This is a genomic window from Williamsia maris, assembly GCF_024171815.1.
Classification (GTDB): Bacteria; Actinomycetota; Actinomycetes; order Mycobacteriales; family Mycobacteriaceae; genus Williamsia_A; species Williamsia_A maris.
In genome coordinates this window covers 71,791-98,706 of sequence record NZ_JAMTCJ010000003.1, presented here as the reverse complement: position 1 = coordinate 98,706, position 26,916 = coordinate 71,791, and the positions used below count along the sequence as shown (strand labels likewise).

At 69.8% G+C, this 26,916-nt stretch carries 27 protein-coding genes; 23 read left to right on the top strand and 4 right to left on the bottom strand.

Annotated elements, in window-relative coordinates; genetic code table 11:
• Positions 1-2,382 (bottom strand): glycogen debranching protein GlgX, encoded by a 2,382-nt coding sequence (gene glgX, locus LX13_RS13805; protein WP_253662742.1) that lies wholly within the window; start codon positions 2,380-2,382, stop codon positions 1-3.
• A 168-nt stretch (positions 2,383-2,550) separates the two neighbouring features.
• Positions 2,551-4,788: an acyltransferase family protein gene (locus tag LX13_RS13800; protein ID WP_253661927.1), complete on the bottom strand. Its 2,238-nt coding sequence runs from the start codon at positions 4,786-4,788 to the stop codon at positions 2,551-2,553.
• Between the two features lie 233 nt (positions 4,789-5,021).
• Here LX13_RS13800 and LX13_RS13795 point away from each other — a divergent pair, with 233 nt between their 5' ends.
• From LX13_RS13795 to LX13_RS13770, 6 genes are all read left to right on the top strand, one after another.
• Positions 5,022-6,311, top strand: a complete 1,290-nt coding sequence (locus tag LX13_RS13795; protein ID WP_253661926.1) for an adenosylmethionine--8-amino-7-oxononanoate transaminase — start codon at positions 5,022-5,024, stop codon at positions 6,309-6,311.
• Between the two features lie 65 nt (positions 6,312-6,376).
• Positions 6,377-7,549, top strand: coding sequence for an 8-amino-7-oxononanoate synthase (locus LX13_RS13790; protein WP_253661925.1), 1,173 nt, complete (start codon positions 6,377-6,379; stop codon positions 7,547-7,549).
• Positions 7,549-8,235 carry a dethiobiotin synthase gene (bioD, locus tag LX13_RS13785; RefSeq protein ID WP_253661924.1) on the top strand — a complete coding sequence of 229 codons (687 nt, stop codon included), beginning with the start codon at positions 7,549-7,551 and terminating at the stop codon, positions 8,233-8,235. The genes LX13_RS13790 and bioD overlap by 1 nt, the downstream gene beginning before the upstream one ends.
• A 94-nt stretch (positions 8,236-8,329) precedes the next feature.
• A complete protein-coding gene (gene bioB, locus LX13_RS13780; protein WP_253661923.1) occupies positions 8,330-9,373 on the top strand; it encodes a biotin synthase BioB in 1,044 nt (347 codons plus the stop codon).
• A gap of 4 nt (positions 9,374-9,377) precedes the next feature.
• The gene (bsaP, locus tag LX13_RS13775; protein ID WP_253661922.1) at positions 9,378-9,671 is read left to right on the top strand and encodes a biotin synthase auxiliary protein BsaP; all 294 of its coding nucleotides are present in this window, start codon (positions 9,378-9,380) and stop codon (positions 9,669-9,671) included.
• Entirely contained in the window at positions 9,668-10,333 is a 666-nt protein-coding gene (locus LX13_RS13770) for a DUF2567 domain-containing protein (RefSeq protein WP_253661921.1), read from the top strand. Before bsaP ends, LX13_RS13770 begins: the two co-directional genes overlap by 4 nt.
• On the opposite strand, the gene LX13_RS13765 is transcribed toward LX13_RS13770, so the two are convergent.
• Positions 10,289-10,984 (bottom strand): NUDIX hydrolase, encoded by a 696-nt coding sequence (locus LX13_RS13765; protein WP_253661920.1) that lies wholly within the window; start codon positions 10,982-10,984, stop codon positions 10,289-10,291. The genes LX13_RS13770 and LX13_RS13765 overlap by 45 nt on opposite strands.
• A gap of 126 nt (positions 10,985-11,110) precedes the next feature.
• Positions 11,111-12,085 carry a helix-turn-helix domain-containing protein gene (locus tag LX13_RS13760; protein WP_253661919.1) on the bottom strand — a complete coding sequence of 325 codons (975 nt, stop codon included), beginning with the start codon at positions 12,083-12,085 and terminating at the stop codon, positions 11,111-11,113.
• 212 nt (positions 12,086-12,297) lie between these two features.
• Here LX13_RS13760 and LX13_RS13755 point away from each other — a divergent pair, with 212 nt between their 5' ends.
• The 17 genes from LX13_RS13755 to trpC all read left to right on the top strand — a co-directional run bounded on the left by LX13_RS13755 (position 12,298) and on the right by trpC (position 26,891).
• Positions 12,298-12,996, top strand: a complete 699-nt coding sequence (locus LX13_RS13755) for a hypothetical protein (RefSeq protein ID WP_253661918.1) — start codon at positions 12,298-12,300, stop codon at positions 12,994-12,996.
• 185 nt (positions 12,997-13,181) lie between these two features.
• Entirely contained in the window at positions 13,182-14,204 is a 1,023-nt protein-coding gene (gene nadA, locus LX13_RS13750) for a quinolinate synthase NadA (protein WP_253661917.1), read from the top strand.
• Positions 14,201-15,070: a carboxylating nicotinate-nucleotide diphosphorylase gene (gene nadC, locus LX13_RS13745; protein WP_253661916.1), complete on the top strand. Its 870-nt coding sequence runs from the start codon at positions 14,201-14,203 to the stop codon at positions 15,068-15,070. The genes nadA and nadC overlap by 4 nt, the downstream gene beginning before the upstream one ends.
• 137 nt (positions 15,071-15,207) lie before the next feature.
• Entirely contained in the window at positions 15,208-16,260 is a 1,053-nt protein-coding gene (locus tag LX13_RS13740) for an NAD(P)-dependent alcohol dehydrogenase (RefSeq protein WP_253661915.1), read from the top strand.
• A 196-nt stretch (positions 16,261-16,456) separates the two neighbouring features.
• On the top strand, positions 16,457-17,797 hold the full coding sequence (hisD, locus tag LX13_RS13735) for a histidinol dehydrogenase (RefSeq protein ID WP_253661914.1): 1,341 nt from the start codon (positions 16,457-16,459) through the stop codon (positions 17,795-17,797).
• A complete protein-coding gene (locus tag LX13_RS13730; protein WP_253661913.1) occupies positions 17,794-18,969 on the top strand; it encodes a histidinol-phosphate transaminase in 1,176 nt (391 codons plus the stop codon). Before hisD ends, LX13_RS13730 begins: the two co-directional genes overlap by 4 nt.
• Positions 18,966-19,583 (top strand): imidazoleglycerol-phosphate dehydratase HisB, encoded by a 618-nt coding sequence (gene hisB, locus LX13_RS13725; RefSeq protein ID WP_253661912.1) that lies wholly within the window; start codon positions 18,966-18,968, stop codon positions 19,581-19,583. The genes LX13_RS13730 and hisB overlap by 4 nt, the downstream gene beginning before the upstream one ends.
• Positions 19,580-20,224, top strand: coding sequence for an imidazole glycerol phosphate synthase subunit HisH (hisH, locus tag LX13_RS13720; protein ID WP_253661911.1), 645 nt, complete (start codon positions 19,580-19,582; stop codon positions 20,222-20,224). The genes hisB and hisH overlap by 4 nt, the downstream gene beginning before the upstream one ends.
• A gap of 25 nt (positions 20,225-20,249) precedes the next feature.
• Positions 20,250-20,561: a hypothetical protein gene (locus LX13_RS13715; RefSeq protein WP_253661910.1), complete on the top strand. Its 312-nt coding sequence runs from the start codon at positions 20,250-20,252 to the stop codon at positions 20,559-20,561.
• 50 nt (positions 20,562-20,611) lie between these two features.
• Entirely contained in the window at positions 20,612-21,358 is a 747-nt protein-coding gene (gene priA / locus LX13_RS13710) for a bifunctional 1-(5-phosphoribosyl)-5-((5-phosphoribosylamino)methylideneamino)imidazole-4-carboxamide isomerase/phosphoribosylanthranilate isomerase PriA (RefSeq protein WP_253661909.1), read from the top strand.
• Positions 21,355-22,224, top strand: coding sequence for an inositol monophosphatase family protein (locus LX13_RS13705; protein WP_253661908.1), 870 nt, complete (start codon positions 21,355-21,357; stop codon positions 22,222-22,224). The genes priA and LX13_RS13705 overlap by 4 nt, the downstream gene beginning before the upstream one ends.
• Positions 22,221-22,994, top strand: a complete 774-nt coding sequence (gene hisF, locus LX13_RS13700; RefSeq protein ID WP_253661907.1) for an imidazole glycerol phosphate synthase subunit HisF — start codon at positions 22,221-22,223, stop codon at positions 22,992-22,994. Before LX13_RS13705 ends, hisF begins: the two co-directional genes overlap by 4 nt.
• On the top strand, positions 22,991-23,350 hold the full coding sequence (gene hisI, locus LX13_RS13695) for a phosphoribosyl-AMP cyclohydrolase (RefSeq protein ID WP_253661906.1): 360 nt from the start codon (positions 22,991-22,993) through the stop codon (positions 23,348-23,350). Before hisF ends, hisI begins: the two co-directional genes overlap by 4 nt.
• Before the next feature lie 10 nt (positions 23,351-23,360).
• Positions 23,361-23,543, top strand: coding sequence for a tautomerase family protein (locus LX13_RS13690; protein WP_253661905.1), 183 nt, complete (start codon positions 23,361-23,363; stop codon positions 23,541-23,543).
• A 4-nt stretch (positions 23,544-23,547) separates the two neighbouring features.
• The gene (locus LX13_RS13685) at positions 23,548-25,128 is read left to right on the top strand and encodes an anthranilate synthase component I (RefSeq protein WP_253661904.1); all 1,581 of its coding nucleotides are present in this window, start codon (positions 23,548-23,550) and stop codon (positions 25,126-25,128) included.
• Positions 25,125-25,919: a TIGR02234 family membrane protein gene (locus LX13_RS13680; RefSeq protein WP_253661903.1), complete on the top strand. Its 795-nt coding sequence runs from the start codon at positions 25,125-25,127 to the stop codon at positions 25,917-25,919. Before LX13_RS13685 ends, LX13_RS13680 begins: the two co-directional genes overlap by 4 nt.
• A 153-nt stretch (positions 25,920-26,072) precedes the next feature.
• A complete protein-coding gene (trpC, locus tag LX13_RS13675) occupies positions 26,073-26,891 on the top strand; it encodes an indole-3-glycerol phosphate synthase TrpC (RefSeq protein WP_253661902.1) in 819 nt (272 codons plus the stop codon).
• Positions 26,892-26,916 lie beyond the last annotated feature (25 nt).

Below are 26,916 nucleotides of genomic sequence, written 5' to 3'. Positions count from 1 at the left end.
TCAGTGCACCTTGCGTAGGACGAGCAGCGAACGGTCACGCACCATCACCGACGCGCCGGTGGAGGCCCGTACCGACGTCGACCCGGTCGCGTCGGCGGTGTCGAGCACACCCTCCCACTCCGAGCCGTAGTAATCCGACGGCAGTTGGAAGTCGAGCGGTTCGTGGTGGGCGTTGAAACACAGCAGGAAGGTGTCGTCGACCACGAGTCGACCGCGAACGTCCTTCTCGCCGATGCCCTCTCCGTTGAGATAGACCGCGAGGCTCTTGCCGAACCCGCTGTCCCAGTCAGCCTCGTTCATCTCCTGACCGCCCGGTGTCAGCCACGCGATGTCTCGTGACTGGTCTCCGGAACGGATGGGTCGACCGGCGAAGAAGCGTCGCCGGCGGAACACCGGGTGTTCGGTGCGCAACGCGATGGCCCGACTGGTGAAGGTGACCAGGTCGGCGTTGGACTCGGCCAACGACCAGTCCATCCACGCGAGCGGGGAGTCCTGGCAGTAGACGTTGTTGTTGCCCTGCTGGGTGCGTCCCATCTCGTCGCCGTGGGCGATCATGGGCGTGCCCTGGCTCAGGGCCAGTGTCGCGAGGATGTTGCGCTGCTGGCGGGCGCGCAGTTCCTCGATGGCCGGATCGTCGGTCGGACCCTCGACGCCACAGTTCCACGACCGGTTGTGGCTCTCGCCGTCGCGGTTGTCCTCGCCGTTGGCCTCGTTGTGCTTCTCGTTGTAGGACACGAGGTCTCGCAGCGTGAAGCCGTCGTGGGCGATGACGAAGTTGATGCTGGCACCCGGACGTCGTCCGGTGTCCTCGTACAGATCCGACGAGCCGGTCAGGCGGGAGGCGAACTCTCCCAACGTCGACGGCTCCCCGCGCCAGTAGTCGCGGACGGTGTCGCGGTACTTGCCGTTCCACTCCGTCCACAGCCCGGGGAAGTTGCCCACCTGGTAGCCGCCCTCGCCGACGTCCCACGGCTCGGCGATGAGTTTGACCTGACTGACCACCGGATCCTGTTGCACCAGATCGAAGAACGCCGAGAGCTTGTCGACGTCGTGGAGCTCGCGCGCCAGGGTCGAGGCGAGGTCGAAACGGAACCCGTCGACGTGCATCTCGAGCACCCAGTAGCGCAGCGAGTCCATGATCAGCTGGAGGGTGTGCGGGTGCCGCACGTTGAGGCTGTTGCCGGTGCCGGTGTAGTCCATGTACATCTCGGGCTGGCCGTCGACGAGGCGGTAGTAGGCGGCGTTGTCGATGCCGCGCATGCAGATCGTCGGGCCCATGTGGTTGCCCTCGGCGGTGTGGTTGTAGACCACGTCGAGGATGACCTCGATGCCCGCCTCGTGGAACGCGCGGACCATCGCCTTGAACTCGGTGACCTCGCCGCCGGCCCGCTTGTTGGCCGCGTACCCGCCGTGCGGGGCGAGGAAGCCGAAGCTGTTGTAGCCCCAGTAGTTCCGCAACCCCTGGTCGAGCAGCGTCTGATCCTGCAGGAACTGATGGACCGGCATCAGTTCGATGGCGGTGACGCCGAGATCGGTGAGGTGGTCGATGATCGCCGGGTGCGCCAGTCCGGCGTAGGTCCCGCGGAGCTGCTCGGGGACCTCGGGATGGGTGGCGGTCATGCCCTTGACGTGCGCCTCGTAGATCACCGTCTCGTGGTACGGACGGTTCGGTGCGCGGTCGTGCTGCCAGTCGAAGAACGGGTTGATGACGACCGAGGTCATCGTGTGGCCCAGCGAATCCAGCCCCGGCATGTCGGGGAAGTCCGGGTCGGTGATGTCGGCGTCGATGGGCGAGCCGTCGTGGACCGTGTCCGACTCGTCGGACACCGGGGTGTCGGGCACCGCGGTCGCCGGCGGGGGCGATGCGGGCGGGGGCGATGCGGGCGGGGTCTGGTCGGAGTCGGTTACGGCCTGCTTCTGCTGCTGCTCGGGCTGCTCGACGAGTCCGGTCGCGGACCCGCTCACGTCCGTCTCCGTGTCGGCGCTCGGCGCGGGGTCGTCCGGCGTCTCGTCGGTGACGATGTCGTCGTCGCCGGGCAGTTCGATGGGGTACGAGTACAGCGAACGATCACCGTCGAACTCGCCGTGGAACGACTTGCCGTACGGGTCGACGAGCAGTTTCGACGGATCGCAGCGCAGACCTCGCGCCGGATCGTAGGGTCCGTGGATCCGGTAGCCGTACCGCTGACCGGGGGCCACCGACGGGAGATAGCAGTGCCACACGTAGCCGTCGACCTCGTCGAGCCGTACGCGGGTCTCGGTGCCGTCCTTGCCGATCAGGCACAACTCGACCGTGTCGGCCACCTCGGAGAACACCGAGAAGTTCGTGCCCGCACCGTCATAGGTGGCGCCCAGCGGATACGCGGTTCCCGGCCACACCATGAGCTGGTCCGGAGTGGTGGCGAGCGTCGCGTCCACCAGGCTCTCGGTCGGGTCGCCGATCGTGGTGTCCGGAGTTTCTGTCATTCCCACCCTTGCGACGTCATGCGTCGACCCTAGCGGCAGATGCCGGTCCGCTCATCTCGGCGGTGCGAACATCACGTCGGACGTTCAGGCCCAGGGGAAGACGAGCTTCATCTGTCGTTCGAGCTCGGGGGCGAGGCTCCGCACGAAGGTCGCGCTGAGGTGGTGCCAGTCGTGGTAGACGGAGATGTTGCCGATGATCGCCGGGCACAGGGTGTCGGTGCACCAGCCCCTGCTGAGGTCGATCGGATGCACGTTCGGGTAGTCCGCGACGATCGCGTCGGTCGGGTTCGCCATGCCGTATTCGGGGTCCCGAGGGGTGCCGCACGACTTCGCGTCGCCGCCCTCGGCCAGACACGTCGGACTGTCGATGGCGCCCTTGCCGTTGTGTGGCCAGACACTGTCCCGCACACCGAGAACCGGGATACCCGCCTGCTTGAAGCGGTCGAAGATCGGCAGGTAGTCCGGCGGCACCCATTCGCCGACGATGCCCTGGCGCGGGCGCGTCGAGTTCGTGAACACCGCGTCGGGCTTGTCGGCGATGAGTCGGTCCATCACCCTCTCGACCCAGGTGCGGCAGGCCGGGTAGGGGACGCCGTCCACCGAGACGTTCGGGTCGACCGACAGCGGGCACCCGAACTTGAGGTAGGTCGTGACCCGGAAGTGGTTCTGCTTGCCCAGCAGATCGAGCGCCGAGATCCAGTACTCGGCGTGCGAGCCGCCCGCGAGGGCGATGGTCTTCGTCGCCGTCGGATCGCCGTAGACCGCGACGTGGATGTCGGGGTCCTTGAAGTCGCTGATGTTGCCCTGATATGAGGTCTCGGGCAGGTCCTTGAGGACCTCGAGCGCCTTGGGCACCGGGTCGACACTGGGGACCGGGACGCCCTCGATGAGCGCACGGGCGCCGGGATAGATCCGCGGGTCCAGGTTGGTCGTGTCGACCACGATGTTGTCGACGTGGCGTTCCCAGGCCTTGATGCCGACGCCTGCGACCAGCACGCCGACCACGAGCAGCGTCGTCAGGGCTCCGGTGTAGCTCAGCATCGCAGCACGCGCGCGCCGACCACGAGACGATCTGGTCGGCAGTACCGGGTCCCGCAGCGAGTCCGAGGTCGCCGCTCCGTCGGCGCGATGCTGACCGACCTTCTTCGTGCCCGGTCGCGACGAGCGCAGCGGATCCTCGACATACCGCTTGGTCAGCCAGGCCAGCGCGATCGACAGCGCGATCAGCAGGACACCCTCGACGAAGGTCGCGTCGTTGCTGTCCCGCCACGCGAGGTAGAAGATCAGCAGCGGCCAGTGCCAGAGGTACAGCGCGTAGGAGATCGATCCCAGCCAGACCGGGAACCGGCTCGCCAGTCCGCGGTTGATGACCGGCATGTCGACGCGGGTGCCGCGCTGAGTGGCCGTCGCGCCCGACCAGATGATGGCCAGCGTCGCGAGCACGGGGACCAGGGCGAGCGGGCCGGGGTAGGACTCGACACCGACGATCCACCAGCCGCAGGTGACGATGAGCGCGAGCGCGGCGACCGCCACGAGGTTGCGCAGGACGGTCGGGACGCGCCACCGCGGCATCCACACCGCGAGGAGGCCGCCGGCCAGCGGCTCCCAGGTGCGCGCGATCGTGTCGTAGTAGTTGAACTGCTGGTTGATCGGCATCCGCATGTGCGCCCAGTAGAACGACACCGCGGCCACGCCGATGATCGCGGTCGCGACGATGGCGCGGATGACGGCGGGCCGGCGCAGCTGCGGGACGACGGTGGACGCCAGCTTTATGACCCCGCCGAACGCCAGCGCGGTGAGGATCGTGACGACGAAGAACTGTCCCTGCACCGACATCGACCACAGATGCTGAAGCGGACTGTTGGCCGAGCTCGCAGCGGCGTAGTCCTGGGAATTGAAGGCCAGGAACCAGTTCTGGTAGTAGAGCGCGCTGGCGACGACCTCGCGTCCGGTCGCGACCCAGCGGGTCTGCGGGAGCACGACGATGGTCAGCACGGTGACGATCAGCAGCACCGTGATCAATGCGGGCAACAGTCGACGCGCCAGGCGGGTCAGTCGCGTGAGCGGGTTGATCGCGTCGCGGAGGGTGACCGACGGGCTCTGCGTGACGATGACGTGTTTGAGCAGCGAACCGACGAAGAAGTAGCCGGAGAGCGTGAGGAAGACGTCGACGCCGCCGGAGACGCGGCCGAACCAGATGTGGAAACAGGCGACCAGGGTGATGGCGATCCCGCGGAGTCCGTCGAGGTCGGTCCGATACGCCGAGGCTGGGTCGGCGGGCACCGTGCGCTGCCGCTCCGAGGAGCGGCTGGGGGCGGTCACCACGTGGTTGGTCTCGCTAGCTGTCGGGGGGAAATCTCCGACACTCGGCGGTGTGAGCGTCGGCGAGGAGTCGCGGTCGTCGATTCGTAATGTACCTGCCGTCTTCGTGAATTCCACTTCCGCGATGCCGTGCCGCGCCGGTCGACCTGGCGAAACGGATGCGGGGACCGCCCGTCGCGCGGTAACGTCCCCGGCCCCGCGGCGCGACACCGGTCGGTGGATACGCTCGCCCGATGGCCCGGAACCCGCTGACCACCGCCGAGATCACGGCGATCGACGACGAGTTGATCTGGCATCCGTACGGCTCGATGACCGCGGGTGGACCCGCGCCACTGGTGGTCGAGTCCGCTGCCGGGACCAGGATCCGGCTGGCCGACGGACGCGAGGTCGTCGACGGGATGAGCTCGTGGTGGGCGGCGATCCACGGCTACGCCAACCCGGTGCTCGACGCCGCCGTCCGCACCCAACTCGACTCGATGGCCCACGTGATGTTCGGCGGCCTCACCCATGAGCCGGCCGCGCGGCTGGCGCGGCTGCTCGTCGACATCACCCCCGAGCCGCTGCAGCGCGTGTTCTTCTGCGACTCCGGGTCGGTGTCGGTGGAGGTCGCGATCAAGATGGCGCTGCAGTACTGGCGCGGGCAGGGCATCGACCGGCCGCGACTGCTGACCTGGCGCGGGGGATATCACGGCGACACCTTCACCCCCATGAGTGTCTGCGATCCCGACGGCGGCATGCACTCGCAGTGGACCGGCGTCCTGCGCGACCAGGTCTTCGTCGGCCCGCCGCCGTCCGAGTACCGATCCGACTACGTCGCCGAGCTGGCCGACGCGGTCGCCGCCCACCGGTCCGAGCTGGCCGCGGTCATCGTCGAACCGGTGGTCCAGGGCGCCGGCGGGATGCGGTTCCACGACCCGCGCTACCTCGCCGACCTCCGGCGGATCTGTGACGAGAACGACGTCCTGCTGATCTTCGACGAGATCGCCACCGGGTTCGGCCGCACCGGCGCCCTGTTCGCCGCCGAACACGCGGGGGTCGCGCCGGACATCATGTGCGTGGGCAAGGCGTTGACCGGCGGCTACATGACGATGGCGGCGACCCTGTGCACCGAGCGGATCGCCACCACGATCAGCGAGGGCGAGATGGGCGTGCTCGCGCACGGCCCGACGTTCATGGCCAACCCCCTCGCCTGCGCGGTCTCGGTCGCGTCCCTCGAACTGCTCCTCGACGGCGACTGGCGCGGTCGGGTCTCCGCGATCGAGGCCCGACTGCGCGAAGGCCTCGAACCGCTACGGGAGCTCGACTCGGTCGTCGACGTGCGTGTACTGGGCGCGATCGGCGTGGTCCAACTCGACTCGGCTGTGGACATGGCGGTGGCGACCGAGGCGGCGGTCGACGCCGGAGCGTGGCTGCGGCCGTTCGGGGCCCTCGTCTACGCCATGCCACCGTTCATCTCCTCCGCCGACGACATCGACACCGTCGTCGCTGCGATCACCGCCGTGGTGCACACACACGCTCGCTGAGACGTCGAGTGGGCGGATGCGGACGTCGAGTGGGCGGAAACAGCCGTGTGAGACGCTGAGCGACGATGAATGCGTCTGATTCCCCCCGTCCCTCAGCACTCGATTGGCTGGTCGAGGCGGCGCGTGTCCGCGACGCCGAGGGGCTGCACCGCACCCTGGCGCCGCGCCGTGCCGACGACGGTGTCCTGAACCTCGCCTCCAACGACTACCTGGGCCTGTCCACCGATCCGCGGGTGATCGCCGGAGCGATCGAGGCCGTGCAGACGTGGGGTGCGGGGGCGACCGCATCGCGGCTCGTCACCGGCACCACCGCCCTGCACGCCGCCCTCGAACGCGAACTCGCCGAGTTCCTCGGGACCGCGAGCGCACTCGTCTTCTCCTCCGGGTACCTCGCGAATGTCGGGGTCATCACCGCGCTGATGGGGCGTGGCGACCTCATCGTCAGCGACGGGGGTGCCCACGCCTCGTTGATCGACGGGTGTCGGCTGTCGCGGGCGCGGGTCGTGGTCGTCGACCGCGGCGACCACGAGGCCGTCCGGACCGCGCTGCGCGAGCGCACCGAGGACCGCGCCATGGTCGTGACCGACTCCGTCTACAGCATCGACGGTGCCGTCGCACCGGTCGCCGAGTTGTACGCCGCGGCACGCGAACACGGCGCACTGATCGTCGTCGACGAGGCCCATGCACTCGGGGTCCGCGGTCGCGGTGGCCGCGGGGTCGTCGACGAGCTGGGTCTGTCCGGCGCCGTCGACCTGATCGTCACCGCCGTGCTCTCGAAGTCCTTCGGTTCGCAGGGCGGCCTCGTCGCCGGGCCGACGACCCTGCGGGACCATCTGGTCGACCGTGCGCGCTCGTTCATCTTCGACACCGGGTTGGCGCCCGCCGCGGTCGGTGCCGCCCGGGCCGCGCTCGGCGTGCTGCGTGCCGAACCCGACCTGTGTGACCGCGTGCGCGAGAACGCCCGACGACTGGCGACCGCGTGCGGCGCCGAGACGCCGTCCGCCGCGGTGGTGTCGCTGATCATCGGTGAGCCCGCCGCCGCGCTGGAGGTGGCCCGTCGATGCCTCGCCGACGGTGTCGCCGTGGGGTGCTTCCGGCCCCCGTCGGTCCCGCCGGGCACCTCCCGCATCCGACTCACGGTGCGCGCCGATCTCGGTGCCAAGGAGCTCGACCGGGTCGCGGCGGTCGTCACCCGCGCGCGCACAGCCGTCGCCGCGACCGACGCGGTGAGGCGCTGATGTCGATCCTCGTCGTCACCGGGACGTCCACCGACGTCGGCAAGACCATCGCCACCGCCGCCATCGGGGCCGCGGTGGCCGCGAACGGCGCCACGGTGGGGGTGTGCAAACCCGGGCAGACCGGGGTCGGTCCCGGTGAACCCGGTGACATCGACGAGGTAGTGCGGCTGACCGGGATCAGCTCGACCGTCGAGGGGGCCCGCTACCCCGAGCCGCTGGCGCCCGAGACCGCCGCCTCCCGCGCGGGCATGGCTCCGCTGACCCTGACGTCGGTCACCGACGCCGTGGCCCGGGTCGGCGACCGTGACGTCGTCCTCGTCGAGGGGGCCGGGGGAGTGCTCGTCCGGCTCGGTGTCGACCTGACCGTCCTCGACGTCGCCATCGCGCTGTCGGCGCCGGTGGTCGTGGTGGCCGCGGCCGGCCTCGGCACCCTCAACCACACCGAACTCACCGTCGACGCCATTCGCGCGCGGGGCGTCGAGGTCAGCGGGCTCGTCATCGGTTCCTGGCCCGACGAACCGGATCTGGCCACCCGCTGCAACCGCGTCGACCTGCCGCGACTGACCGACACGCCGATCGTCGGTGTCGTTCCCGCCGGCGCGGGGCGTCTGACACGCGCAGACTTCACCGAGCGAGCGCCCGGGTGGTTCGACCCACACTGGGTGCGGGGCCTGAAGGCGGGATAGGGCACACTGGGTCGCGGCCGTCACTCCCACGCCCCACCGGGCGCGTGTTTCCGACGGCCCCGCAGTGATCGCACGACGTCATCGAGGAGGGCCCGTGACCCAGGCTCCTGTCCGCCCGGATCAGCCGGGAACCCATGCAGACGAGGCCGACATCCTCGACCTGGCCCGCGAGAAGGTTCTCGAGCGCGGTGAACCGCTGACCCAGGCCGAGACCCTGTCGGTGCTGCAGCTCGGCGACGACCGCCTGACCGATCTGCTGCAGCTCGCCCACGACGTACGCATGAAGTGGTGCGGCCCCGAGGTCGAGGTCGAGGGCATCATCTCGCTCAAGACCGGCGGTTGCCCCGAGGACTGCCACTTCTGCTCGCAGTCGGGCCTGTTCACCTCGCCGGTGCGCAGCGCGTGGATCGACATCCCGTCGCTGGTCGAGGCGGCCAAGCAGACCGCGAAGACCGGCGCGACGGAGTTCTGCATCGTCGCTGCCGTCCGCGGACCCGACAAGCGCCTGATGAGTCAGGTCGCCGCAGGCATCGAGGCCATCCGCAACGAGGTCGACATCCAGATCGCCTGCAGCCTGGGCATGTTGACCCAGGAGCAGGTCGACGAGCTCGCCGCGATGGGCGTGCACCGCTACAACCACAACCTCGAGACCGCCCGGTCGCACTTCCCGAACGTGGTCACCACGCACACGTGGGAGGAGCGCGAGGGCACCCTGCGCATGGTGCGCGAGGCCGGCATGGAGGTCTGCTGCGGCGGCATCCTCGGCATGGGCGAGTCGCTGGAGCAGCGCGCCGAGTTTGCGGCCGATCTCGCGGCGCTGAACCCCGACGAGGTCCCCCTCAACTTCCTCAACCCGCGTCCGGGCACCCCGTTCGGTGACCTCGACGTGCTGCCCGCGTCCGACGCGCTGCGCGCGGTCGCGGCATTCCGTCTGGCGCTGCCGCGCACCATCCTGCGGTTCGCCGGCGGACGCGAGATCACCCTGGGTGACCTCGGCGCCAAGCAGGGCATCCTGGGCGGCATCAACGCGGTCATCGTGGGCAACTACCTGACCACCCTGGGCCGTCCCGCCGAGGCCGATCTCGATCTGCTCGTCGACCTGCAGATGCCGATCAAGGCTCTCAACGACAGCATCTGACCCGATGGTCGGTGACGTCGTGATCGCGGAGTCCGCCGGGGATCGCGAGGGCGGTCTCGACGCGCCCGACGCGATCACCCCGCTGACCGAACCCCTGCGGTTCGGGGTCTACACCGGTGTCCAGGTGGATTCGCCTGCACAGCAGGAGATCCCGGCCGCGGCCGAGCTCGGACTCGAGCCACCACGGTTCTGCGGACAGTGCGGCCGCCGCATGATCGTCCAGGTCGTCCCGGACGGGTGGACCGCTCGATGTTCTCGACACGGTTCCGTCGACTCGACGTTCCTCGGCCGCCGATGACCGCCGGCCCCGACTTCCTCGCGCCCGGACCGGGACCCGACGGTCCCGTCGCCGACGCCGCACCGATCGTCGACCGGATCGATGTCCGGCGACTCCTGCGGCTGGCGGTGTTCGCGGTGCTCGGTGTCGCCGTCGTCGGTTTGATCGGTGGAATCCTCTGGGGCCTGGTGGTTCCCGGTGTCACCGGTGTGGTCGTCGCGCCGGGGCGGGCGGGTGCGCTCGGCGCCGACACCGGCCACCGGTTCGATGCGGTCGCGGTGTTCGCGTGCATCAGTTTCGTGGCCGGCGCGATCGGCGGTGTCGGTGCGTGGTGGATCCGTCCGCTGCGCGGGTCGGCCGGCGCCCTGTCGGTGGCGGTCGGCGCCGTTGTCGGAGCCGCGGTGGCCGCCTGGATCGGCGGTCTGATCGCCGGCGCCCGACACCCCGGTGTCGGTGACACCGCGGTCGGCCAGTTCTTCACCAGCGCGCCGAGCCTTCGATTGGGCGGCGCCGCAGTCGATCCCGCAGGCGGCTTCGCGTTCTCCTGGGCCATCCTGGTCATCGCGCCGATGGGTGCGCTGCTGACCTATCTGGTGATGCTCCTCGTGGTCCGCCGCGCCGACCTGGGCGTCGAGACCTCAGGCCGGGGGCCGCAGGGTGGCGAACTCGTCGGTGACGCGTAACCCGTTCTCGGCGAAGCGATACAACGCGGGAGGGCGACCGCCCGAACGGCCGGTGCGCCCGACCGTCCCGGTCGCGCTGACCACGCCGCGGCGGGACAGGATGCGGAGCAGGTTGGTCGAGTCGACCGGATACCCCAGTGCCGCGCAGTAGATGTCGCTGAGGGTGGACATGGCGAAGTCCGGCGGAGCCAGCGCGAACGCGATGTTCGTGTAGGACAGCTTCGCCGCGAGGCGCGTGCGGGCCAACGTGACGACCTCGCGGTGATCGAAACTCATCTCCGGCAGCGCACCGACGGGGTGCCATCGGGTGTCGGGGGGAAGGTTTGCGGTCGAATCCGAGCGCACCAAGCCGAGGTAGGTCGAGGCGATCACTCGGGGGCCGGGCAGGCGGTGCGGCGCGGAGAACACCGACAGTTGCTCGAGGTGCGCCACCTCGCGGACGTCGACCTTCTCGGCCAGCAGACGTCTCGCCGAGGTCGTGAGGTCCTCGTCGGCGCGCAGGATGCCGCCGGGCAGCGACCAGGTGCCGCGTTGGGGGTCGCGCGCCCGCTGCCACAGCAGCACCGACAACTCCGGTGGGGCGTCGGACGCGGGGGAGCGAACCTGGAAGACGGCGTCGAGCACCTCGTGGATGATGCCGTCCGCGCCCATGCCCCCCAGTCTATGTCGATGAGCAGGTGCTCACCGACCGTCACACCACCCCGCGCGTTGGGCCTTCGATCCCGCAGGCCGGGCCGTTGCGAGCGGATCGCAGGCATCGGTGTGATCGCCGTCGTTTCAGGCGCTGTCGTGGACGAAGGCGGTTCGGTAGTCGCTCGGGGTGGTCCGCATCGCGCGGACGAAGTGGTGGCGATAGGTGACCGCGGACTCGAAACCGACCCGTCGGGCGACCTGTTCCACGGACAGCGTCGTCGACTCCAGGAGTTCCAGACTGGCGGTGACCCGCTGTCCGATCAACCACTTGATCGGAGTGGTCCCGGTCGCCTGGGCGAACTGTCGCAGGTAGCTGCGCCGCGACACCGCTGCCTGCGACGCGAGTTGATCGAGGCCGATGGGGGACCCCAGATGGTCCAACGCCCACGCCATGCTCTGCGAGATGCGGCTGTCATCGGTGGCCACCGAGACGGGTGCGTCGATGTACTGGGCCTGACCGCCGGCGCGGTGCGGGGGTGCGACGAGGCGACGGGCCACATCATTGGCCACAGCTGCACCTCGATCGGACCGGATGATGTGGAGGCAGAGGTCGAGTCCGGCAGCGCATCCCGCGCTGGTCAGCACCGACCCGGCGTCGACATACAGGGGTGTCGGGTCGACGTCGATGTCGGGAAAGCGTTGCTGGAGGAGGTCGACGTATACCCAGTGTGTGGTCGCGCTGAGACCGTCGAGAACACCTGCCTCGGCCAACGCGAACGCCCCCGAGCAGATCGACACCAGACGTGACCCACGACCGGAGGCCGTTCGGATCGCCTCGGTCACATCGTGTTCGGTGTGTGTGGTGACGTCGGCGACGCTGGGGATCACAACGGTGTCGGCGTCGGCCAGGTCGTCCAGACCGTACGGCGTCGTCAGGGTTGCGCCACCGATCATCGACACCCCGCCCGGACTGGGGGAGCAGTACTTGACCGAGTACCACGGCCGCTCGATCCCTGCGGAGAACGGACCGGTGTACTCGGTCATCCCGAAGATCTCGGCTGCGATGCCGGACTCGAAACCCGACATGCCCGGATAGGCGAGAACGGCCACGGTGTGCATGTCACTATCTTAACGAACATAGTCACTGGCGCCACTGTTGTGACCGCTCTGTCCGCCCGAGGATGGGTGCATGTTCATGCACCGTCGCCGCGTCCGGCGAACCCACCGTCACCTCTTGCCTCGTTTCGTGATCGACCTCTGGTCGGGTCTCGCCGCTGGGTCGGCCATCGCCCACGGCTCACGTCCGCCGCACTCCTCGTCCGCTCGGCGTCGTGACGCGTAGCTTCGTGGGCCGACGCGCGGACCGACTCATCGCCCTCGGCGATGCGCTCGGCGCGTTGGGTTCCGACGGGGTGATGCCGGGGCGCCGCGGTGACGTTCCGGTGAGCGCAATCGTCGGATCCGCTTCGCGTACAAATGATTTCGACACGAGGTTCCGGCCGCGACACCGCAACGTTCGGGCCCGACACTCCCCGGTGGGCGCCATGGGCGTACCACCGGTACGCCTGGTGCAGCTCGGCGAGTTGTACTTCGTCGTGGACGGTCATCACCGAATCGGCGCCGCGATCCGAGCCCGTCTCACGACTGTCGAGGCCGACGTGGCCGGTATCCGCACCGTCGCGTTCGCGTCGGCCTGTGTACGACCGCACCACCTGCCCGCGAAGGCGGCCGAACGCCGCTTTCTCGAGCGGGTGCCGCTGGACCATGCGATCCGACCCGACCTCTGGCTCGACGACCCCGCGCATTGGTCTCGACTGACCGATGCCGTGGAGGCCTGGGGGTTTCGCCGGACTCTCGACTCTCGCACCCCGACGTCCTCCCGCGAAGAGCTCGCGGCGGTGTGGTGGTCCGAAGAGGTGTTACCCACGGTTCGCCGGATGAGATCGCGCGACCCAGGGGCCGGCGACCGTCGCGTGATCGAGTCGTATTCGCGTGCGTTGTGCCTGCGGGATCGGGGCACGCCGGTCTGAGGGCATCGCCCGCACAACACACGGCAACAAGAGCCCGACACGGGGTAACGACGGCCCAACACGGCGGGTTTTGAAGGGCAGAGTGTGGCCGGTGCTACATTGGGGGCACGTTTTCGACCGTCAGTCGAAAACCGACTCGACCCCGGTGTCAGCCACACCGACACCCTCTCGAAAGGAGAGCGGCCATGACCACAGCGTCATCCACTTCTGCGGCCGTGATCGATCCCATCTCCGACGCCGACCCCGGCGCCGAATGGGCTGCCGAGGTCCGTCGCCTCGCGACGCTGCGCGGAGCGACCCTCCTCGCGCACAACTACCAACTCCCCGCCATCCAGGACGTCGCCGACCACGTCGGTGACTCCCTGGCGCTCTCGCGGATCGCCGCGTCGGCCCCGGAGGACACCATCGTGTTCTGCGGCGTGCACTTCATGGCCGAGACCGCGAAGATCCTCGCGCCGGAGAAGACCGTCCTGATCCCGGACGCTCGCGCGGGTTGCTCACTGGCCGACTCCATCACCGCCGACGAATTGCGCGAGTGGAAGGCCGACTACCCCGACGCGGTGGTGGTCTCCTACGTCAACACCACCGCCGAGGTGAAGGCGCTCACCGACATCTGCTGCACGTCGTCCAATGCCGTCGAGGTGGTCGAATCGATCGATCCCGAGAAGACCGTGCTCTTCCTGCCCGACCAGTTCCTCGGTGCGCACGTCAAGCGCGAGACCGGTCGGACGAACATGCACATCTGGGCCGGCGAATGCCACGTCCACGCCGGTATCAACGGCGATGAACTCACCGATCAGGCGAACGCGCACCCCGACGCGGACCTGTATGTGCACCCCGAATGTGGGTGCGCCACCTCGGCTCTGTACCTCGCCGGCGAGGGTGCGGTACCCGCCGACCGGGTGCACATCCTGTCCACCGGCGGAATGCTCGACACCGCACGCGCATCCGGTGCCCGCGAGGTCCTCGTCGCCACCGAGATCGGCATGCTGCACCAGCTGCGCCGTGCGGCACCGCAGATCGATTTCCAGGCCGTCAACCCCAAGGCGTCCTGCAAGTACATGAAGATGATCACCCCCGAGGCGCTGCTGCGGTGCCTGCGCGACGGCACCGACGAGGTGCACCTGGAGCGCTCGGTGGCCGACGCCGCACGCGCGAGCGTCGAGCGGATGATCGCGATCGGCAGCGCCGGAGGAGGCGGCGAATGACGCCTCGTGCCCGTGCGATCGACGGTGTGTCATCGGACGAGATCCGGGCACTGATCCGCACCGCCCTCGACGAGGACCTGCGGTACGGACCCGACGTCACCACCGCCGCGACCGTTCCCGAGGGTGCACGCACCGTCGCGGTCATCGCGAGTCGGCAACCCGGCGTGATCGCCGGTCTCGACGCGGCGCTGGCGGTGTTCGACGAGGTGATCGACGACGACTACGAGGTGCTCGACAGGTCGGAGGACGGGACGCGGGTGCAGGCCGGTGACGTCGTGCTCCGCCTCGATGCCCCGACGGCCGGCCTGTTGACCGCCGAGCGGACCGCGCTGAACCTGCTGTGTCACCTGTCCGGGATCGCCACGGCCACCGCCCGATGGGTCGACGAGATCGCCGACACCGACACCGTCGTGCGTGACAGCCGCAAGACTCTGCCGGGTCTGCGCGCGCTGCAGAAGTATGCGGTCCGGGCCGGCGGCGGACAGAACCACCGGATGGGCCTCGGCGATGCCGCATTGATCAAGGACAACCACATCGCCGCCGCGGGGTCGCTCACGGCGGCGCTGACCGCGGTGCGTGCCGCGGCCCCCGACCTCGCCATCGAGGTCGAGGTGGACTCGCTGACGCAGCTCGACGAGGCCCTCGCGCTCGACGCCGAACTGGTGCTGCTGGACAACTTCGCGCTCTGGGAGACCCAGATGGCGGTGCAGCGACGCAACCAGCGGGCCCCCCGGACCCGACTGGAGAGTTCCGGCGGACTGTCCCTCGATGTTGCACACGACTACGCGCGCACGGGCGTCGACTTCCTTGCTGTGGGCGGTCTCACTCATTCGGTGACCGTGCTGGACCTGGGCCTGGATCTCTGAGGGCAAACCCGACAGATCGGCCATGCGCGAGTGCTTTTATGCGCATCTGGGCATAAAAGCGCCGAGGCCTTCGTTGGCACCTGTGTCCCGGCGCGCTGAACAGCGCGCTCCGCAAGGCCCGAAAGGACACGATTTCTGTGCCAACAGTGAACGCCGTTGTCGCCACCAGCGCGACAGACCCGCTCACCATCTCGACCATCGAACGCCGCGAACTGGGACCCAAGGATGTCCGTATCGACATCAAGTTCGCAGGCATCTGTCACTCCGACATCCACACCGCGCGTAACGAGTGGAAGGGCACCACCTACCCGGTCGTCCCCGGACACGAGATCGCCGGCCTCGTCGCCGAGATCGGTTCCGACGTCACCTCGCACCAGGTCGGCGACCGCGTCGGCGTGGGCTGCTTCGTCGACTCGTGTGGCGAGTGCGCACCGTGCAAGAACGGTGACGAGCAGTACTGCGAGAAGGGTGTCGTCCAGACCTACAACTCGGAGACCTACGAGGGCGAGTTCACCCACGGCGGCTACTCGCAGGAGGTCGTCGTCACCGAGAAGTTCGTCCTGAAGATCCCGGAGGGCATCGAGCTCGACGTCGCCGCACCGCTGCTGTGTGCGGGCATCACCCTCTACGCGCCGCTGAAGAAGTGGGGCGCGGGCCCGGGCAAGAAGGTCGCGATCATCGGCATGGGTGGCCTCGGCCACGTCGGCGTCAAGATCGCCCACGCGCTCGGCGCCGAGGTCACGGTGCTCAGCCAGACCACCAGCAAGGAAGAGGACGGCAAGCGCTTCGGTGCCGACCACTACTACGCCACCAAGGACAACGACCAGCTCTTCAAGGATCTGGCCGGCCAGTTCGACCTCATCCTGAACACGGTCTCGGTCAACCTCCCGCTCACCAGCTACATCGGCCTGCTGGCCATCGACGGCGCGCTCGTCGAGCTGGGTGTTCCGGAGAACCCGCTCGAGGTCGCCGCGTTCGCGCTGCTGACCAACCGGCGCTCGCTGTCGGGCTCGATGGTCGGCGGCATCCAGCTCACGCAGGAGATGCTCGACTTCTGCGCCGAGCACGACATCGCCGCCGAGATCGAGACGATCTCCGCCGACCAGGTCAACGAGGCCTACGACCGCGCGGTCTCGTCCGACGTGCGCTACCGCTTCGTGATCGACACCGCGACCCTGGCGAACGCCTGATCGTTGCGTGAACCAGGTCACCCGTTGACCTGACGACGACCGTCATCGGCCGCCGGATGCTTCCCCGCGAAGCGCCCGGCGGCCGGTGGCGTTGGGCACCATCGACGCACCCACCGTCGAAAACGGCTGGCCGGACCGCATATCCTGGACGTTCACGCCCACACCGAACCGTTCTTCCGGAGGAGATCAGCCCACCATGCTTTCCCGTACCGATCTACGTGGCGGCGCGCTCTCTGCCGCCGACCTGCGTCGTGCGCTCCCGCGCGGCGGGACCGACGTGGACTCGGTGCTCGCGACGGTGTCGCCGGTGGTCGCCGCGATCCGCGAACGCGGCGCGGCCGCCGCACTGGAGTACGGACAGACCTTCGACCGCGTCACCCCGGACAGCGTGCGCGTGCCCGCCGAGCGGCTGTCCGACGCGCTCGACGCCGTCGATCCGACCGTGCGCGCCGCGCTCGAGGAATCCATCCGTCGCGCCCGGATCGTGCACTCCGATCAGCGCCGCGGCACCGTCCGTACCGACGTGGTCCCGGGTGGGTCGGTCACCGAGAAGTGGGTCCCGATCGCCCGCGTGGGCCTGTACGTCCCCGGCGGCAATGCCGTCTACCCCTCCAGTGTCGTGATGAATGTGGTCCCGGCCCAGGAGGCCGGGGTCGGATCGCTCGTCGTCGCATCCCCGCCCCAGGTCGACCACGGCGGCTGGCCGCACCCGACGATCCTGGCCGCGTGCGCCCTGCTCGGCGTCACCGAGGTGTGGGCCGTCGGAGGCGCCCAGGCCGTCGCATTGCTGACCTACGGCGGCACCGACACCGACGGCGCCGAACTGGCACCCGTCGACCTCATCACCGGCCCGGGCAATATCTACGTCACCGCGGCAAAGCGGTTGTGCCGCAGCATCGTCGGCATCGACTCCGAGGCGGGCCCCACCGAGATCGCGATCCTCGCCGACGGCGAGGCCGATGTCGTCGCCGTCGCCGCCGACCTGATCAGTCAGGCCGAACACGACGTCCTCGCCGCCTCGGTGCTCGTTACCGACAGCGCCGATCTCGCGGACCGCGTGGACACCGAGGTCACCCGCCAGGTCGAGACGACCAAGCACCGTGACCGTGTCATCGCGGCGCTGGGCGGACCGCAGTCGGGCATCGTGCTCGTCGACGACATCGACCACGGTGTCGCCGTCGTCGACGCCTACGCTGCCGAACACCTCGAGATCCAGACCCGCGACGCGGCACAGGTCGCCGCACGGATCAGCAATGCGGGCGCGATCTTCGTCGGCCGCTACTCGCCGGTCAGTCTCGGCGACTACTGCGCCGGCTCCAATCACGTTCTGCCCACCTCGGGTTCGGCGCGCCACAGTTCCGGGTTGTCGGTGCAGACGTTCCTCAAGGGTGTCCACATCGTCGACTACGACCGCGCCGCCCTCGAGGCGGTGGCCGGTCATGTCGTCGCGCTCGCCGACGCCGAGGATCTCCCGGCGCACGGCGACGCGGTCAAGGTCCGCTTCGCCGAGGTGCCGTCGGCCGGGAGTGTGGCGTGAGCGCCCCCGGCGCCCGGTTCACGGTCTCGGATCTCCCGCTGCGCGAGGCCCTGAGGGGCCAGACCGCCTACGGCGCACCGCAACTCGACGTCCCGGTCGCGCTGAACACCAACGAGAACCCGCATCCGCCGTCGGCTGCGCTCGTCGCCGACGTCGCCGAGTCGGTCCGGGAGGCTGCCGCGGTCCTGCACCGGTACCCCGATCGCGACGCGGTCGCCCTGCGCACCGACCTCGCCCGTTACCTGAGCGACCGTGTCGGTGTCCCGCTGACGGTCGACAACCTGTGGGCGGCCAACGGATCCAACGAGATCCTCCAGCAACTCCTGCAGGCCTACGGCGGTCCCGGTCGCACCGCGATCGGTTTCGTGCCGTCGTATTCGATGCACCCGATCATCTCCGGCGGCACCGACACCGCCTGGGTGAACGTCATGCGTGCACCGGATTTCTCGCTCGACGTCGACGCCGCGGTCGCCGAGATCACCGCACGCCGACCCGACGTCGTGTTCCTCACGTCGCCGAACAACCCCACCGGGCAGTCGGTCTCGCCGGAGGACGTCCGCGCCATCGTCTCCGCGGCGACGGGGATCGTGATCGTCGACGAGGCCTACGCCGAGTTCTCCGACCGCGAGAGCGCCATCGCTCTCATCGACGAGTTCGGGGACCGGCTCGTGGTGTCGCGCACGATGAGCAAGGCGTTCGCCTTCGCCGGCGGACGCCTCGGCTATCTGGTCGCCGCGCCCGCGCTGGTGGCCTCGCTGCTGCTGGTCCGCCTGCCGTACCACCTGTCGGTGGTCACCCAGGCGGCCGCACGCGCCGCGCTGCGGCACGCCGACGACACCCTCGCCGGTGTCGCGGCGATCGTGACCGAACGCGTCCGGGTGGTCGACGCACTCGCCGGCCTCGGATACGACGTGGTCGACTCCGACGCCAACTTCGTCCTGTTCGGCCGGTTCGCCGACGCCCCGGCGAGCTGGCAGCGCTTCCTCGACGGCGGCGTGTTGATCCGCGATGTCGGGATCGCGGGGTTCTTGCGTGTCACGATCGGGACCGCCGACGAGAACGACGCGTTCCTGCGCGTCGCCGCCGAACTCGCCCCGACCGACCGCATCACCCCGGCAGATGTGGCCAGCGCCGACGTCACCGGGGCCGACACCACTGGAGCACTCCGATGACCGAGAACAGAACCGCCCGTATCGAGCGCACCACCCGGGAGTCGTCGGTCGTCGTCGAGATCGACCTCGACGGGACCGGGGTCACCGAGATCTCCACCGGTGTCCCGTTCTTCGACCACATGCTGACCGCGTTCGGCGCGCACGGGAGCTTCGACCTCACCGTCCGCGCGACCGGTGACGTCGAGATCGAGTCGCACCACACCGTCGAGGACACCGCCATCGTGTTGGGCCAGGCGATCGATCAGGCGCTGGGCGACAAGCGCGGCATCCGTCGTTTCGGCGACGCCTGGATCCCGATGGACGAGACATTGGCCCACGCGGCCGTCGACGTCTCCGGACGTCCGTACTTCGTGCACACCGGCGAGCCCGAGCACCTGCTGACCGCGGTGATCGGCGGTAACCCGGGCGTGGCCTACAACACCGTGATCAACAAGCACGTGTTCGAGACGTTGGCGATCAACGCGCGGATCGCCCTGCACGTCCGGGTGCTCTACGGCCGCGACCAGCACCACATCACCGAGGCCCAGTACAAGGCGGTCGCCCGTGCACTGCGCGCGGCCACCGAGTCCGATCCCCGGGCCACCGGTGTGCCGTCCACCAAGGGAGCGCTGTGAGCGCGGCGTCGAAATCGGTCACGATCCTCGACTACGGATCGGGCAACCTCCGTTCGGCGCAGCGCGCGTTCGAGCGCACCGGAGCGCAGGTCACCGTCACCTCCGATCGCGACGCGGCGATGGAGTGCGACGGCCTCGTGGTTCCCGGGGTCGGCGCGTTCGCCGCATGCATGGCCGGGCTCTCCTCGGTGCGCGGTGAACGGATCATCGGTCAACGCCTCGCGGGCGGGCGTCCCGTCCTGGGGATCTGTGTGGGCATGCAGATCCTGTTCGAGGAGGGTGTCGAGTTCGGCGTGCAGACCACCGGGTGCGGCGAGTGGCCGGGAACGGTCAGCCAGCTCCCGGCGCCGGTGCTGCCGCACATGGGGTGGAACACCGTGACCGCAGGCGAGGGCTCGGTGCTGTTCGACGGTCTGGACGCGGACACCCGCTTCTACTTCGTGCACTCCTATGCCGCGCAGACGTGGGAGTGGTCGGACTCCGACTCCGCGCTCCCGCCCGCGATCACCACATGGGCCGAACACGGCGGCGAGTTCCTCGCCGCGGTCGAGAACGGACCGCTCGCGGCCACCCAGTTCCACCCGGAGAAGTCCGGCGACGCCGGCGCGCACCTGCTGCGCAACTGGGTGCACGCCCTGTGACTGCCGACGCGGCGCGGGGGACAGGGTGACCGGGACGCCGAGGTTCTCGATCGCACGACTGGCGATCCTCGCGATGGGCGCGGGTGCCCTCGTGTTGGGGGTGTCGGTGCCGGTGATCTACGGCGTCTCGCGTGTCTCGGCACCCGCGGCCCTGGTGGTGGCCCTGCTCGCCGTCGCGCTCGCGATCGCGGTGATGGGGATCGTCGCCAATCGAGTGGTCGACCGGGCCGTCGACGCGGAGAGCACCGACCCCGGGACCACCGACCCCGAGACGCAGGCTGCGAGCGACGACACCTCCCGACCGGCGCCGCCGGCGACGGGAGACGAGACACGATGACTTCTCGATCCGCACCGGCGGACACGAGCACAGCAGAGAGGGTGCACTCGATGGGGACCACGCTGGAACTACTGCCCGCAGTCGATGTCGCGGACGGTCAGGCCGTGCGATTGGTACAGGGCGCGGCCGGATCGGAGACCTCGTACGGCTCGCCGCGCGAGGCCGCTCTCGCCTGGCAGCGCGACGGCGCGGAATGGATCCACCTGGTGGACCTCGACGCGGCGTTCGGTCGGGGCGACAACCGCGAGCTGTTGGCCGCGGTCGTCGGCGAACTCGACGTCAAGGTCGAACTCTCCGGTGGCATCCGCGACGACGACTCGCTGCGCGCGGCCCTGGCCACCGGATGCACCCGGGTCAACCTGGGCACCGCCGCACTGGAGAACCCGCAGTGGTGCGCCAAGGTGATCGGTGAGTACGGCGACCGCATCGCGGTCGGTCTCGACGCCGTCCGGGTCGACGGGCAGTACCGCCTGCGTGGCCGCGGATGGGTGTCCGACGGCGGCGACCTGTGGGAGGTCCTCGAACGCCTCGAACGCGACGGGTGCAGCCGCTACGTCGTCACCGACGTCAGCAAGGACGGCACCCTCACCGGACCCAACCTGGAACTGCTCGGCGAGGTCGCCGACGCCGCGTCCGCGCCGGTCGTGGCCTCCGGTGGCGTGTCGTCGGTCGACGACCTGCTCGCGATCGCGACCCTCGTCGACCGGGGTGTCGAGGGGTCGATCGTCGGGAAGGCGCTCTACGCCGGACGATTCACCCTGCCGGAGGCACTGTCCGCGGTGGCCGGTCGCGCATGACGGGCACCGTCATCCCGTCGGACATCGACCCGCCGCGACTGCTGTCGATCGCCGCGGGCCTGCTCGACGACATCACCCCGCGGTTCATCGAGGGGCTCGGCGCCCCGAGTGCGGTCGACAAGGGCGGCAACGACTTCGCGACCGAACTCGACCTCGAGCTGGAACGGACGCTGTCGGCGCGGCTGACCGAGGCCACCGGGATCGGTGTCCACGGTGAGGAGTTCGGCGGCCCGGACGTCACGAGCGGCACGGTGTGGGTGGTCGATCCCATCGACGGGACGTTCAACTACTCCGCAGGCCTGCCACTGGCCGGGACGCTGCTCGCCCTGCTGCACGACGGCAAGCCCGTCCTCGGGCTGACGTGGTTGCCGCTGTTCGACCTGCGCTACCAGGCGTTCGTCGACGGACCGGTCATCTGCAACGGCGAACCCGTCCCGGCGCTGCGCCCGGCCCGCCTGCAGGACTCGGTGATCGCGTTCGGTGCGTTCAACCTCAACAGCGGCGGTCGGTTCCCCGGCAACTATCGCGTGGAGATCCTCGGTGAGGTCTCACGGGAGGTGTCGCGGCTGCGACTGCTCGGCAGCACCGGTCTCGACATGGCCCTGACCGCGGGGGGAAAGCTCGGCGGAGCGATCTGTTTCGGACACCACGCCTGGGACAACGCGGCCGGCGCCGCTCTCGTCCTCGCGGGCGGGGGAGTCGTCACCGACCTGGCCGGCGAGCCGTGGCACGTCACGTCGTCGTCGATGCTCGCGGGCAGCCCCGGCGTGCACGAGGAACTGGCCACCATCATCGAAGGGGTCGGTGACCCCGCGGACTACCTGCCCGAGCGCACCCCGCGCCCCTCCCGGGGAGGTGCGTCGTGACCGTCGCGGTCCGGGTCATCCCGTGCCTCGACGTCGACGCCGGCCGTGTGGTCAAGGGCGTCAACTTCGTCGACCTGCGCGACGCGGGCGACCCGGTCGAACTCGCCGCCGCCTACGACGCCGCCGGTGCCGACGAGCTGACCTTCCTCGACGTGACCGCGTCGAGTTCGGGTCGGTCGACGATGCTCGACGTCGTCCGACGCACCGCCGAGCAGGTCTTCATCCCACTCACGGTCGGGGGCGGGGTCCGCACGGTCGCCGACGTCGACATCCTGTTGCGCGCGGGCGCCGACAAGGTGGGTGTCAACACCGCGGCCATCGCCCGGCCCGAGGTCCTCGGGGAGATGAGCAGGCACTACGGATCGCAGTGCATCGTGCTCTCCGTCGACGCCCGCACCGTGCCCGCCGGCGAGCCACCGACACCGTCCGGGTGGGAGGTCACCACCCACGGCGGCCGGCGGGGCACCGGCATCGACGCCGTCGAATGGGCCCGTCGCGGACAGGATCTCGGCATCGGGGAGATCCTCCTGAACTCGATGGACGCCGATGGCACCAAGAACGGGTTCGACCTGGCCATGATCACCGCGGTCCGCGCCGCGGTGTCGGTCCCGGTCATCGCCAGCGGCGGCGCGGGTCGGGTCGAGCACTTCACCCCCGCGGTGCGATCCGGTGCCGACGCCGTGCTCGCGGCGTCGGTGTTCCACTTCGGCGAGTTGCGGATCGAGCAGGTCAAGGCCGCGATGCGGGCCGACGGACTGATCGTCCGATGACCCTCGACCCGAGCATCGCCGATCGGCTCAGCCGCACCGACACCGGACTGGTGGCGGTCGTGGTGCAGGAACGCGAGACCTCCGAGGTGCTCATGCTGGCCTGGATGGACGACGAGGCGTTGCACCGGACCCTGACGACCGGACGCGCGACGTACTGGTCGCGGTCGCGTCAGGAGTACTGGGTCAAGGGCGAGACCAGCGGTCACATCCAGGTCGTGCACGACGTACGCCTGGACTGCGACGGCGACGCGCTGCTGCTGATCGTCGATCAGACCGGGCCCGCATGCCACACCGGGACCCACAGCTGTTTCGACCCCTCGCGCGCACTACCGGTGACACCCGCGCCGTCGTCGTAGGGTCGGGGCCATGCCACTGATTCAGATCTCGCAGACGCCGGGCCTGTCCGACCGGGTGAAACGCGAGACAATCGCCGCGGTGACCGAGGCCTACGCCAAGGCGACCGGCAAGAATCCCGACTCGGTGTGGGTGACCATCACCGAGGTCCCCCGATCCCACTGGGGCGTCGGCGGGGAGCCGCTGGGACAATAGGGGTGTGAGTACACATCCCGCGACCACGTCGCGCGAGGTCTTCCTCGAGTTGGCGAGAGATCACCGGGTGGTCCCGGTGACCCGGAAGGTGCTGGCGGACTCCGAGACACCGTTGTCGGCGTACCGGAAGCTGGCCGGCGACCGGGACGGCACGTTCCTCCTGGAGTCCGCCGAGAACGGCCGTTCGTGGTCCCGATGGTCGTTCATCGGGGCCGGCTCGCCCGCCGCCCTGACCGTCGTCGACGGCCAGGCGCACTGGTGGGGGACCGTGCCCGACGGCGCACCCCGCGACGGCGATCCGCTGGCCGCGCTGGCCGAGTCGCTGACGTTGCTGGCCACCGACCGCCTGCCGGACATGCCGCCGCTGACCGGCGGCTTCGTCGGGTACCTGGCCTACGACGCGGTCCGCCGCCTCGAACGCCTGCCCGACACCACCGTCGACGACCTGGCGCTGCCCGAGATGATGATGCTGCTCGCGGCCGACCTCGCCGCGGTCGATCACCACGAGGGCTCGATCACCCTCATCGCCAACGCCATCAACTGGGACGGCAGCGACGACCGCGCGGACGAGGCCTACGACGACGCGGTCGCCCGGCTGGACCGGATGACCGAGGCGCTGGCCGCACCGACACCGTCGACGGTGTCGATGTACACCCGCCCCGAGGCGGAGTACACCGCGCAACGGACCCGCGAGGAGTACGGGACGATCGTCACCTCCCTGGTCGGCGAGATCGAGGCCGGCGAGGCGTTCCAGGTGGTGCCCTCGATGCGGTTCGAGATGGCCACCGACGCCGACCCCATCGACGTCTACCGGGTGCTGCGGGCCTCGAACCCGAGCCCGTACATGTATCTGCTGCGTGTCCCCGGCCTGGGCGACGAGAAGGGCGGCCGGGAACCGTTCACCATCGTCGGGTCCAGCCCGGAGGCGCTCGTGACCGTCGCCGACGGAGTGGCCACCACCCATCCGATCGCCGGGACGCGGTGGCGCGGCGCCACCGACGAGGAGGACCAACTCCTCGCCAAGGACCTCCTCGCCGACGAGAAGGAGAACGCCGAGCACCTGATGCTCGTCGATCTCGGCCGCAACGACCTCGGCCGGGTGTGCGAGCCGGGCACGGTGTCGGTGCACGACTACCGCCACATCGAGCGCTACAGCCACGTGATGCACCTCGTCTCCACGGTCACCGGTCATCTGCGTGACGACGCGACCGCGCTGGACGCCGTCTCGGCCTGCTTCCCGGCGGGCACGCTGACCGGGGCCCCGAAGGTCCGGGCGATGGAGCTCATCGACGAACACGAACTGACCCGCCGCGGTCTCTACGGCGGGATCGTGGGATACCTCGACTTCGCGGGCGACGCCGACACCGCGATCGCCATCCGCACCGCGGTGATGGCCGGTGGACGCGCCTACGTCCAGGCCGGCGGCGGAGTGGTCGCCGACAGCGTCCCGGACTACGAGTACAACGAGGCCCGCAACAAGGCGGGCACGGTGCTCGCCGCCGTCGCCGCAGCGGAGACCATGACCCGTGTGACCCCCGCCGGCGCGCCGGCCCCCGATCCGAAGGACCACGACCGCACCTCATGAGCACCCCCGCCACCGCGTCCGCGCCCACCGCCGCCGACGTCGCCCACCGCCGCCGTTCGCTCACCATCGCGTCGGTGCTGCTGGCGGTGGCCGCCGCGGCGCTGTGGGGGAGTTCGCGTCTGTCCTGGGCGAGCCTGGTCGCCGCCGACGGGATCGGCGTCCCCCGGGACTTCACCGTGCACGGTTCCGACTGGAGCAGTTACCTCACACCGCTGGCCATCGTGCTGGTCGCGGCCATCGCCGCGGCGGTGTCGTTGCGCGGGTGGGGCCTGCGCATCCTGGCGGTGATCGTCGCGCTGATCGGGGTCGCGAGCGTTGCGCCGGCCATCTCGCTGCTCACCGGTGACAGCGGCGGCACCTACGCCGCCAAGGCCATCGACCTGCCCGGTCGGTATCAGGTGACGTCGATCCAGACCCACGGCTGGGCTGCCGTCCTCGTCTTCGTCGCCGGACTGTTCGCGGTCGCGGCGGCGGTGGTCATCCTGCGCGCGGCCCGCGGCGCGGTCGGGTTGTCGTCGAAGTACAAGTCGCCGGCGGCACGCCGCGCCGACCTCGAGGAGCAGATCTTCGCCGACCGCTCCACGGCCACCGGTGACGCGGCCGCGAACCCCGCTCCGGATCGCGGCGGCGTCGCGTCGGACGCGACCGAGGGCGACGGTGGCGGACTCAACGAACGGATGCTGTGGGACGCGCTCGACAGCGGCGCCGACCCCACCGCGGCATCGCCGGACGAGACGGATCCGGGGCGTCGTCCCGGTGGGGCGTCCGGAGCCGACGATGGCCCTCGCTGAGCGCGGGGTGCCATCGACCCCGATCGAGGCTCGTACGCCTGAGCGGGCTACTCTTCGTCGCATACCAAATCAGTCGGCATGCCGACGATCGAATCGAGTCAGCGCGACGACGACGGTTCGACCCGGACACCGCCGGAAGGGGACCGCGCAGACATGAACACCCCGACAGTCCTCGACTCGATCATCGACGGTGTGAAAGCCGATGTCGCCGCCCGTGAGGCGCGTCTCGACTTCGCCGCCGTCAAGGCCGCGGCCGCCGCCGCGAAAGCGCCCATCGACGCCAATGCCGCCCTGCGCGAGACCGGGATCGGTGTCATCGCAGAGGTCAAGCGCGCCAGCCCCTCCCGCGGAGCGCTCGCCAACATCGCCGACCCCGCCGCGCTGGCCAAGGCCTACGAGAGCGGCGGCGCCCGCATGATCAGCGTCCTGACCGAGGAGCGTCGTTTCGGGGGTTCGCTCGACGATCTGGACGCGGTCCGCGCGGCCGTCGACATCCCGGTTCTCCGTAAGGATTTCATCGTCGGTCCGTACCAGATCCACGAGGCCCGCGCGCACGGTGCCGACGTGATCCTGCTGATCGTCGCGGCCCTGGAACAGAACGTGCTGGCCTCGTTGCTCGACCGCACGGAGTCCCTCGGCATGACCGCGCTCGTCGAGGTCCACACCGAGGAGGAGGCAGACCGCGCGTTGCAGGCGGGCGCCCGGGTCGTCGGCGTCAACGCCCGCAACCTCAAGACCCTCGAGGTCGACACCGACACCTTCGCCCGGATCGCGCCGGGACTGCCGACCGAGACCATCCGAATCGCCGAGTCTGGTGTCCGCGGTACCGCCGACCTGCTCGCGTACGCGGGCGCAGGGGCGGATGCGGTGCTGGTGGGCGAGGGCTTGGTCACCAGCGGGGATCCGCGGGCCGCGGTGCGTGAGCTGGTCACCGCGGGTACGCACCCGTCGTGCCCCAAGCCGGTTCGCTGACGGCGGTTTCGATATCGGGGCCCGA

Coding starts and splice junctions, on each gene's coding strand:
- hisB (WP_253661912.1), top strand. CDS start 18,966: ATGACCGAGAACAGAACCGCCCGTATCGAGCGCACCACCCGGGAGTCG.
- LX13_RS13795 (WP_253661926.1), top strand. CDS start 5,022: ATGGCCCGGAACCCGCTGACCACCGCCGAGATCACGGCGATCGACGAC.
- priA (WP_253661909.1), top strand. CDS start 20,612: ATGGGGACCACGCTGGAACTACTGCCCGCAGTCGATGTCGCGGACGGT.
- nadA (WP_253661917.1), top strand. CDS start 13,182: ATGACCACAGCGTCATCCACTTCTGCGGCCGTGATCGATCCCATCTCC.
- LX13_RS13765 (WP_253661920.1), bottom strand. CDS start 10,984: ATGGGCGCGGACGGCATCATCCACGAGGTGCTCGACGCCGTCTTCCAG.
- LX13_RS13690 (WP_253661905.1), top strand. CDS start 23,361: ATGCCACTGATTCAGATCTCGCAGACGCCGGGCCTGTCCGACCGGGTG.
- LX13_RS13705 (WP_253661908.1), top strand. CDS start 21,355: ATGACGGGCACCGTCATCCCGTCGGACATCGACCCGCCGCGACTGCTG.
- glgX (WP_253662742.1), bottom strand. CDS start 2,382: ATGGTGTGGCCGGGAACCGCGTATCCGCTGGGCGCCACCTATGACGGT.
- bioD (WP_253661924.1), top strand. CDS start 7,549: ATGTCGATCCTCGTCGTCACCGGGACGTCCACCGACGTCGGCAAGACC.
- trpC (WP_253661902.1), top strand. CDS start 26,073: ATGAACACCCCGACAGTCCTCGACTCGATCATCGACGGTGTGAAAGCC.
- LX13_RS13680 (WP_253661903.1), top strand. CDS start 25,125: ATGAGCACCCCCGCCACCGCGTCCGCGCCCACCGCCGCCGACGTCGCC.
- LX13_RS13760 (WP_253661919.1), bottom strand. CDS start 12,085: ATGCACACCGTGGCCGTTCTCGCCTATCCGGGCATGTCGGGTTTCGAG.
- LX13_RS13790 (WP_253661925.1), top strand. CDS start 6,377: ATGAATGCGTCTGATTCCCCCCGTCCCTCAGCACTCGATTGGCTGGTC.
- nadC (WP_253661916.1), top strand. CDS start 14,201: ATGACGCCTCGTGCCCGTGCGATCGACGGTGTGTCATCGGACGAGATC.
- bsaP (WP_253661922.1), top strand. CDS start 9,378: ATGGTCGGTGACGTCGTGATCGCGGAGTCCGCCGGGGATCGCGAGGGC.
- LX13_RS13770 (WP_253661921.1), top strand. CDS start 9,668: ATGACCGCCGGCCCCGACTTCCTCGCGCCCGGACCGGGACCCGACGGT.
- hisD (WP_253661914.1), top strand. CDS start 16,457: ATGCTTTCCCGTACCGATCTACGTGGCGGCGCGCTCTCTGCCGCCGAC.
- hisI (WP_253661906.1), top strand. CDS start 22,991: ATGACCCTCGACCCGAGCATCGCCGATCGGCTCAGCCGCACCGACACC.